The sequence below is a fragment of the Paracoccus sp. KR1-242 genome (assembly GCF_049446195.1).
GTDB classification, from domain to species: Bacteria; Pseudomonadota; Alphaproteobacteria; order Rhodobacterales; family Rhodobacteraceae; genus Paracoccus; species Paracoccus broussonetiae.
In genome coordinates this window covers 302,436-311,590 of record NZ_JBMSED010000004.1, presented here as the reverse complement: position 1 = coordinate 311,590, position 9,155 = coordinate 302,436, and the positions used below count along the sequence as shown (strand labels likewise).

The following is a 9,155-nucleotide window of genomic DNA, read 5'->3' as shown; positions in this document are numbered from 1 at the left end:
AATGGGCGTAGACGATCATCAATATCGTGGTTCTGTTGCCCAAGGCAGCGGGTCATGGACATTCGGCGGGAAAACAGTTCCTCGGACCGTTTTCCGATCCGCTTCATTCCACGGCCCAGACATCGTTTGGCCTGGCCGCCTTCTGGCGATCATCGCGCAGCTTCGCCTGCACCCGCCGCTTGGGACGACTGCTGCGCAACCAAAGGCTCAACGCATTGCGAATCCTACGCGTCTTCGCAGATCTCCTTGCTCGGTCTCGCGACGGCTGCCGGATCGGTGCGGTGGGATTTGCAGTGAAGCGTTGAGGTATCAGACCGCAGGGGCCAGAAGCCCCGCCTATCGACATGCCCCAATCAATGCCATATCCCGCGACCCGGCTCGACCATCCGGTCAGGAGCCTTCGGCGGATCACGCCCTGCGGCATCTCAGGGTCCAGTCCCAGATCGGCGACCTACTTCAGCCGGCTGTTCTGGTCTTCCAGCGCCGTCAGCCGCCGGATCTCGTCACGCAGCAACCTGGCTCTCAACCACGGAAGGCTCGCCGAAAACTCCCGCTATAAACGGTCCGGTTTCCAGCGGGCAGAGCGGGCAGCAGTGCACGGGGCGATGCGGAGCCATGACATCTCGCAACGCCGGAGGCTCGCGCTACCAGATGGTGTCGTGCCCGGCGCGCTTGCCCTGAAACCACCCGCCCATTTTCGATCAGAAACCGGCCAACTCTCATGATGATCGAGGGAACCGCGGCGACAGGCGGTTTCCTATACAATTCCTATAAAACGCATCGCCCGCCCGTCTCGAAGCACTATGCGGGCCGGGATTATATCCGGTCCATACCGATCCGGATGGCACGCAGGGTTCCGGGCGGTTCGCATTCGGCGCCCATGCGGACGCCGTGCATCATCGGAGATGATTGATGGACATTCTTGTTCTGGCCGTCGCGGCCGGATTTTTCGCGCTGATGGCAGGCTACATCGCCGCCTGCGAAAAACTTTGAAGGAGGGCGGCATGTTATTCGACTATGCCCTGGGGTCAGCGGTCGCCGTCTTTATCTGCGGTTACTTGCTTTACGCCCTCGCCCGCCCCGAAAGGTTCTAGGGCGGTATCATGACAATCAACGGATGGATCCAGATCCTGATATTTGTCGGGATCACCTTGGCGCTGATCAGGCCGCTGGGCGGCTATATCACCCGCGTCATGACCGGCGAACGCACGCTGCTGTCGCCCGTCCTGTCCCCGGTCGAGACGCTTCTGTATCGCGCTGCAGGCACCGATCGCGACCGCGAACAGCATTGGAGCGGCTATATGACCGCGATGCTGGTCTTCTGCGCGGCGGGCTTTGGCCTGCTGTATCTGATCCAGCGGGTGCAGGGCTCATTGCTCCTGAATCCTGCAGGCATGGGCGCTGTGGAACCCACCAGCGCCTTCAACACCGCCATCAGCTTCATGACCAATACCAACTGGCAGGGCTATGTCGGCGAAGCGACGATGAGCTATCTGACCCAGATGTCGGGCCTGACGGTGCAGAACTTCGTCTCTGCCGCCGTAGGCATGGCGGGGGCGATGGCAATCATCCGGGGCTTTTCGCGTGCGGAAAGCCGGACGGTCGGCAACTTCTGGGTCGATCTGACGCGCGCCACTCTTTACGTCCTGCTGCCCATCTGCATCATCGGCAGCCTTGTGCTGGTATGGCAGGGCGTGCCGCAGAACCTGTCGTCCTATACCGTGGCAACCACGCTGGAGGGCGGGCAGCAGACCATAGCGCAGGGGCCGGTCGCCTCGCAGATGATGATCAAGCATCTGGGCACGAATGGCGGCGGCTTCTTCAACGCGAACGCTGCGCATCCTTTCGAAAACCCGACCGCGCTGACCAACCTGATCCATCTGGTATCGATCTTTGCCGTGTCGCTGGCGATGCTGAACGTCTTTGGCCGCATGGTCGGCAACCCGCGTCAGGGCTGGGCGCTGCTGGGGGTGATCGGGGTGATCGTGCTGGTGGGCATCGCCACCGTCTATTGGGCCGAAAGCGCGGGCAACCCGGCCTTGGGCATCACAGGCGGCAATATGGAGGGGAAAGAGACCCGTTTCGGCATCGCCCTGTCATCTCTGTTCGCGGTGGTGACGACCTCGGCATCGACGGGGGCGGTGAACGGGATGCATGACAGCCTGATGCCACTGGGCGGGCTGGTGCCCCTGTTCTTCATGATGATCCCGCCCCTGGGAGGGATCGGTGCCGGCGTCTATGGCATGCTGATCTATGCCATCGTCTCGATCTTCATCGCGGGGCTGATGGTCGGGCGCACCCCGGAGTATCTGGGCAAGAAGATCGAGGGGCGAGAGGTCAAGATGGCCATCCTTGCCATGCTTGGCCCGTCAGCCGCCGTGCTGGCCCTGACGGCCATCGCAGTCGTGGTCCCAGCGGGCCTGTCCAGCCTGCAAGACGCCGGACCGCATGGTTTCTCCGAGGCGCTTTATGCCTTTACCTCGGCCGCAAATAACAACGGCTCGGCATTCGCGGGCATCAGCGCCAATACGCCTTTCTACAATATCATGCTGGGTCTGGGCATGCTGATGGGTCGCTTCCTGCTGATCGTCCCGGTGCTGGCGATTGCCGGATCCCTGGCGGCGAAAAAGACCGTGCCCGTATCGGTAGGGACGCTGCCCACCACCGGGGCGCTGTTCATCGGCCTTGTCATCGGCATCACGCTGATCGTGGGCGGCTTGACCTTCTTCCCGGCGCTGGCCCTTGGCCCGGTGGTCGAGCATCTGGCGATGACCCTGGGCCAGACCTTCTGAACCTGCGGGCCGCCCCCATGCGCGGCGGCCCATTCCCCATCCGCTGGAGTCTTTCATGGACCAGTCCAATTCCGCGAGCATGCTTGATGCCCGCATCCTTGTCCCCGCCATCGGGGACGCCTTCCGCAAACTTGATCCGCGCCGTCTGGCCCGCAACCCGGTGATGTTCGTGGTCGCCGTGGTGTCTGCGCTGACCACTGTTCTGCTGCTGCGCGACCTGCTGACCGGGGCCGCGAATATCGGCTTTTCGGTGCAGGTGGTCCTGTGGCTATGGTTCACCGTCCTGTTCGCGAATTTCGCCGAGGCCGTCGCCGAGGGGCGCGGCAAGGCGCAGGCGGAATCGCTGCGCAAGACGCGCAGTGAAACTCAGGCCAAGCTGCTGTCGGATGGCGGCGCTTACCGGATCGTCCCCGGCAACAGCCTGAAACCGGGCGACGTGGTGCTGGTCGAGGCGGGCGACATCATCCCCTCGGACGGTGAGGTGATCCAGGGCGTGGCGTCGGTGAACGAGGCCGCGATCACCGGAGAAAGCGCCCCGGTCATCCGCGAATCTGGCGGCGACCGCAGCGCCGTCACCGGTGGCACGCAGGTGCTGTCGGACTGGATCAAGGTGCGGATCACCGCCGCTGCAGGGTCGACCTTCATCGACAAGATGATCGCGCTCGTCGAAGGGGCCGAGCGGCAAAAGACCCCGAACGAGATTGCGCTGAACATCCTGCTGGCCGGGATGACGCTGATCTTCGTGCTGGCCGTCGCCACCATCCCCAGTTTTGCCACTTATGCCGGCGGGGTGATCCCGGTCATCGTGCTGGTCGCGCTGTTCGTGACGCTGATCCCCACCACCATCGGCGCGCTGCTGTCGGCCATCGGCATCGCGGGCATGGACAGGCTGGTGCGCTTCAACGTGCTGGCCATGTCGGGCCGCGCGGTCGAGGCGGCGGGCGACGTGGATACGCTGCTGCTGGACAAGACCGGCACGATCACGCTGGGAAACCGGCAAGCCGCCGAGTTCCGCCCTCTGCGCGGCGTCACCGACCTGGAACTGGCCGATGCGGCGCAGCTTGCATCGCTGGCGGACGAGACGCCCGAGGGCCGTTCGATCGTCGTTCTGGCCAAGGAGAAATACGGCATCCGGGGCCGCGACATGACGGGGCTGAACGCGCAATTCGTGCCCTTTACCGCCCAGACCCGCATCAGCGGCGTCGACTTGGACGGCAGCTCCATCCGCAAGGGCGCGGTCGAGGCGGTGCTGCGTCAGCTTGACCCCGCCACCCGTCAGGACACCCGCGGATTGCAGCGCATAGCCGACGACATCGCCAAGCAGGGTGGAACGCCCCTGGCCGTGGTCCGCGACGGGCGCCTTCTGGGCGTGATCTATCTGAAAGACATCGTGAAGGGCGGCATCCGCGAGCGTTTCGCCGAGTTACGCCGCATGGGCATCCGCACCGTGATGATCACCGGCGACAACCCCATGACCGCCGCCGCCATCGCGGCCGAGGCGGGGGTGGACGATTTCCTTGCGCAGGCCACGCCTGAAAACAAGCTGGACCTGATCCGGCAGGAACAAGCCAAGGGCAAGCTGGTCGCCATGTGCGGTGACGGCACCAACGACGCGCCCGCCCTGGCGCAGTCCGACGTGGGCGTCGCCATGAATACCGGCACCGTCGCCGCGCGCGAAGCGGGCAACATGGTGGATCTGGACAGCGATCCCACCAAGCTGATCGAGGTGGTGGAGATCGGCAAGCAGTTGCTGATGACGCGCGGAGCGCTGACCACTTTCAGCATCGCCAACGACATCGCCAAGTATTTCGCGATCATCCCGGCGATGTTTCTGGCGTTCTACCCGCAGTTGTCGGGGCTGAACGTCATGGGGCTGGCCAGCCCCGAAAGCGCCATCCTTTCGGCGATCATCTTCAATGCGCTGATCATCGTCGCGCTGATCCCGCTGGCGCTTCGGGGCGTCAAATACCGCGCGATCGGCGCGGGGGCACTGCTGTCACGCAATCTGCTTGTCTACGGTCTTGGCGGCATTCTGGTGCCCTTTGCCGGGATCAAGTTCATCGACATGGCGATCACCGCCATGGGTCTGGTCTAAGGGGGTCCTCATGCTGAAACATCTTCGCCCGGCGCTGGTCCTGATCGGCGCGTTCACCGTCATCACCGGACTGGCCTATCCGCTGGCCGTCACCGGCATCGCGCAGGCCGTCTTCCCCAGGCAGGCCGATGGCAGCCTGATCGAACGGGACGGCAAGGTCATAGGCTCGGCCCTGATCGGACAGAACTTCACTGGGGCGGGCTACTTCCATGGTCGCCCCTCGGCCGCCGGGGCGGAGGGCTATGACGCCGCGGCGTCCAGCGGATCGAACCTAGGCCCGACAAGTGCTGCGCTGGTGGAGCGGGTTGCGGCGGAAACGCAGCGCCTGACGGCGGAAAACGGCAGCGTGCCGCCGATCGATCTGGTGACGACCTCGGGCAGCGGGTTGGACCCGCATATCACTCCCGAAGGCGCGCTGTATCAGGTTGACCGCGTGGCAAAGGCGCGGGGCATGTCGCCCGACGCGGTGCGGGCGCTGGTCGCGGGTCACACCCAACCGCGCCTGTTGGGCGTGCTGGGCGAACCGGTGGTCAATGTGCTGGAACTGAACCTTGCGCTGGACGCCCAAGGCTGACGGAAAAACGCCCTCGGTGATCCGGGGGCGTGCTTTTTATGCGGCGGGTTGGCTGTGTGAGGCGTCCGCAACCCGGTCCAGATCCGCAGCCCGCTACCGGGACCTGCGCCGCGTCGCCATTGCGAGCGTGAGGCCAATGCTGCAGCCATTCATGACGCCGTGCGGGTTTTGCCTGGCCTTCGCCTGACTGGCCGTGGGCTGATCTTTATAAGAATCCTATATTAATGGTGGGGCTTCCGTCTCGCATCCTTATGGGCCAGGTGACAGATTAGGGGGCCAAGACTGGACCCTCCGCATGCCTGACGCGAATGACGACGCCCGCCCTCTGCCCGAGGCGCTGCTGGAAAAAGCGGTGCAGGAAACGCGCGGGCGGCTGAAGATTTTCCTGGGCGCCGCGCCCGGCGTCGGCAAAACCTATGAAATGCTGGAATCCGGCCGCGCGCTGCTGGCCGATGGGCAGGAGGTGGTGATCGGCGTCGTCGAAACCCACGGCCGGGCCGAGACAGCGGCGCTGCTGGACGGGTTCCAGATCGTACCGCGCCAACGCATCCCCTATGGCGGTCAAACGCTGGAGGAAATGGACCTGGACGCCATCATCGCCCGCGCCCCCGCGCTGGTGCTGGTGGATGAACTGGCCCATACCAACGCGCCGGGCAGTCGCCACCCCAAGCGGTATCTGGATGTGCTGGAACTGCTGGCGCGGGGCATCGACGTCTATACCACACTGAACATCCAGCATGTCGAAAGCCTGAACGATGTCGTGGCCCAGATCACCCGTATCCGCGTGCGCGAAACCGTCCCCGACAGCGTGATCGATCGCGCCGACGATATCGAAATCATCGACCTTACCCCTGACGACCTGATCAAGCGCCTGCACGAGGGCAAGGTCTATCTGCCCCGCACCGCCAAACGCGCGATCCAGAACTATTTCTCGCCCGGCAATCTGACGGCTCTGCGGGAACTGGCGCTGCGGCGGACGGCGCAGCGGGTCGATGCGCAGCTTCTGACCCATATGCAGGCGCATGGCGTGCGCGGACCCTGGCCCAGCGGCGACCGCATTCTTGTCTGCGTCGATGCAAGCCCGCGTGGCCCGGCGCTGGTGCGCTATGCCAAACGTCAGGCGGACCGGATGCGTGCGAGCTGGACCGCGCTGCATGTCGAACTGGCCCAGGACATGCGCCTGTCCGATCCCGACAAGGACCGCATCGCCAGCACCATGCGCCTTGCCGAACAACTGGGCGGAGAGGCCGTGACCCTGCCCGGCCAAGGCGTCGTGCGTGAGATCCTGCGCCACGCGATGACGCACAACTTCAGCCATATCATCGTCGGGCGCACCGAAAAGCCGGTCTGGCAGGAATGGCTGCGCGGCACGGTCTCGACCGAGCTGATCCGGCAGGCGCGCGACATCAATGTCCATGTGGTGGCGGGGCGGGAACGCGACAGGTCCGCCACGCGCGGGCTGTCCTTCGCCACCCGGCAGGAACTAGGCCTGCTGCCCTATCTGCAGGCCACGCTTTACACCGGAATGGCGGTGCTGGTGGGCATGGCGCTGTTTCGCATCTTCGATGTCAGGAATATCGGGCTGGTGTTCTTGATGGCGGTGCTGACCTCGGCTGCGACGGCGGGGCTGATGCCTGCGCTGTTCGCCTCGATCCTTGGGGCGCTGGCCTATAACTATTTCTTCCTCGCCCCGCAGTATTCGCTGACCATCCGCGACCCGGAGAGCGTGGTGGCGCTGATCTTTTTCCTGTGCGCGGCGGCGATCACCTCGAACCTGACGGCCCGGGTGCATCGTCAGGCCCGGGCAGCGCGGATCAGGGCACGGATCACCGAAAGCCTGTATCTGTTTTCCAAGCGGCTGTCGGTCGCAGGCACGCTGGACGATGTGCTGTGGGTCACGGTGAACCAGATGGCGACCATGCTGCGCGTCAATACCGTGCTGCTGATGCCCCAGGGAGATACCGTCGCCGTCCGCGCCGGGTTCCCGCCCGATGACACGCTGGACGACGCCGACATCGCCGCCGCGCAATGGGCGTTCGAACACAGCCTGCCTGCGGGACGCGGGGCCGACACGCTGCCCGGCGCGCGCCGGCTGTATCTGCCGCTGCGCACCGGGCGCATGACCGTGGGCGTGATCGGGCTGGACAACGATCGCAGCGGCCCGCTGCTGACCCCGGATCAAAGCCGACTGTGCGATGCGCTTGCCGATCAGGCCGCGCTGGCGATCGAGCGGATCCAACTGGTCGATGATCTGGACCGCGCGAAACTCTCGGCCGAGGCGGACAAGCTGCGTTCTGCGCTGCTGACCTCGATCTCGCATGACTTGCGCACGCCCTTGGCGGGGATCATGGGCGCGGCGGGGATGCTGCGCGATTACTTCGATGCGTTGGCCCCGGACAGCAGGCGGGACTTGCTGGCCACGGTGAACGACGAATCCGAACGGCTGAACCGTTTCATCGCCAATCTGCTGGATATGACGCGCATCGAAAGCGGCGCGACCGTGCCCAACTTCCAGGCGGTCTATGTGGACGAGGCGGTGGGCGCGGTGCTGCGCCGCGCGGAAACGGTGCTGGCGCGGCACCGCATCACCGTCACGCTTGCCCCCGAAATGCCGATGCTGCGGCTGGACCCGACGCTGTTTGAACAGGTGCTGTTCAACCTGCTGGACAATGCCGCGAAATACGCCCCCGAGGGCACGCCGATCGGCATCGAAGGCTGGCAAGAAAACGGCAGCGTCATCCTGCAAATCGGGGACGAGGGGCCGGGCATTCCACCCGCCGATCTGGAACGGGTCTTCGACATCTTCTACCGCGTGCGCAAGACCGATCAGGTGCTGGCCGGGACCGGGCTGGGTCTGGCCATCTGCCGCGGCTTCATCGAGGCGATGGGCGGGACCATCCGCGCCGCGAACCGCCCCGACCGCAGCGGCGCCCTGTTCCGCATCCGGCTGCCCTTGCCACAGGAGATTGCGCCATGAACGACGTCAAAGTGCTGATCGTCGATGACGAACAACCGATCCGCAAGCTTCTGCGCACCGGCCTGATCATCGAAGGCTACACCGTGATCGAGGCACGCAATGGCCGGGAGGCAAAAGAACTGGCCGCGTCCGAACGACCGGACCTGATCGTGCTGGATTTGGGGCTGCCCGACATGCAGGGCCACGACCTGCTGGAACAATGGCGGTCGCAGGCGCTGGAACTGCCCATCGTTATCCTGTCCGCGCGCACCGACGAAACCGGCATCGTTCGCGCGCTGGAACTGGGGGCGGACGACTACGTCACCAAGCCCTTTGGCATGAAGGAGCTGGCTGCCCGTATCCGCGTCGCGCTGCGCCACCGCCTGCAACAACAGGGCGAACGCCCGCTGTTCCAGACAGGTGCGCTGTCGGTCGATCTGGTGCGCCGCATCGTGCGGATTCACGACCGCGAGGTGAAGCTGTCGCCCAAGGAATATGACATCCTGCGTATCCTCGTGCAGCACGCTGGCAAGGTCATCACCCATCAACATCTGCTTCATCATGTCTGGGGGGACATGGGCGAGGTGCAATACCTGCGCGTCTATGTCCGTCAGCTCCGCCAGAAGATTGAAGAAAGCCCAGAGGCCCCTGTCTATATCACGACGGAAACCGGGGTTGGGTATCGTCTGCGCGAAGCCGATCCGATTACTGGGCGCAAGGAGTGAACGATCTGCCGGA

At 64.6% G+C, this 9,155-nt stretch carries 5 protein-coding genes; all 5 read left to right on the top strand.

Annotation, left to right across the window (positions count from 1 at the left end):
- The first annotated feature begins 1,103 nt into the window (after positions 1-1,103).
- The 5 genes from kdpA (at position 1,104) to ACO2Q4_RS08650 (ending at position 9,142) form a co-directional block, all read left to right on the top strand.
- Positions 1,104-2,792, top strand: a complete 1,689-nt coding sequence (kdpA, locus tag ACO2Q4_RS08670; RefSeq protein WP_423318661.1) for a potassium-transporting ATPase subunit KdpA — start codon at positions 1,104-1,106, stop codon at positions 2,790-2,792.
- Positions 2,793-2,847: 55 nt separating this feature from the next.
- Positions 2,848-4,887, top strand: a complete 2,040-nt coding sequence (gene kdpB, locus ACO2Q4_RS08665) for a potassium-transporting ATPase subunit KdpB (RefSeq protein ID WP_423318659.1) — start codon at positions 2,848-2,850, stop codon at positions 4,885-4,887.
- Positions 4,888-4,897: 10 nt separating this feature from the next.
- Positions 4,898-5,461 (top strand): potassium-transporting ATPase subunit KdpC, encoded by a 564-nt coding sequence (gene kdpC / locus ACO2Q4_RS08660; protein WP_423318657.1) that lies wholly within the window; start codon positions 4,898-4,900, stop codon positions 5,459-5,461.
- A gap of 295 nt (positions 5,462-5,756) precedes the next feature.
- A complete protein-coding gene (locus ACO2Q4_RS08655; RefSeq protein WP_423318655.1) occupies positions 5,757-8,438 on the top strand; it encodes a DUF4118 domain-containing protein in 2,682 nt (893 codons plus the stop codon).
- Entirely contained in the window at positions 8,435-9,142 is a 708-nt protein-coding gene (locus ACO2Q4_RS08650) for a response regulator transcription factor (protein ID WP_423318653.1), read from the top strand. Before ACO2Q4_RS08655 ends, ACO2Q4_RS08650 begins: the two co-directional genes overlap by 4 nt.
- The last annotated feature ends 13 nt before the right edge of the window (positions 9,143-9,155 follow it).

Coding starts and splice junctions, on each gene's coding strand:
- kdpA (WP_423318661.1), top strand. CDS start 1,104: ATGACAATCAACGGATGGATCCAGATCCTGATATTTGTCGGGATCACC.
- kdpB (WP_423318659.1), top strand. CDS start 2,848: ATGGACCAGTCCAATTCCGCGAGCATGCTTGATGCCCGCATCCTTGTC.
- kdpC (WP_423318657.1), top strand. CDS start 4,898: ATGCTGAAACATCTTCGCCCGGCGCTGGTCCTGATCGGCGCGTTCACC.
- ACO2Q4_RS08655 (WP_423318655.1), top strand. CDS start 5,757: ATGCCTGACGCGAATGACGACGCCCGCCCTCTGCCCGAGGCGCTGCTG.
- ACO2Q4_RS08650 (WP_423318653.1), top strand. CDS start 8,435: ATGAACGACGTCAAAGTGCTGATCGTCGATGACGAACAACCGATCCGC.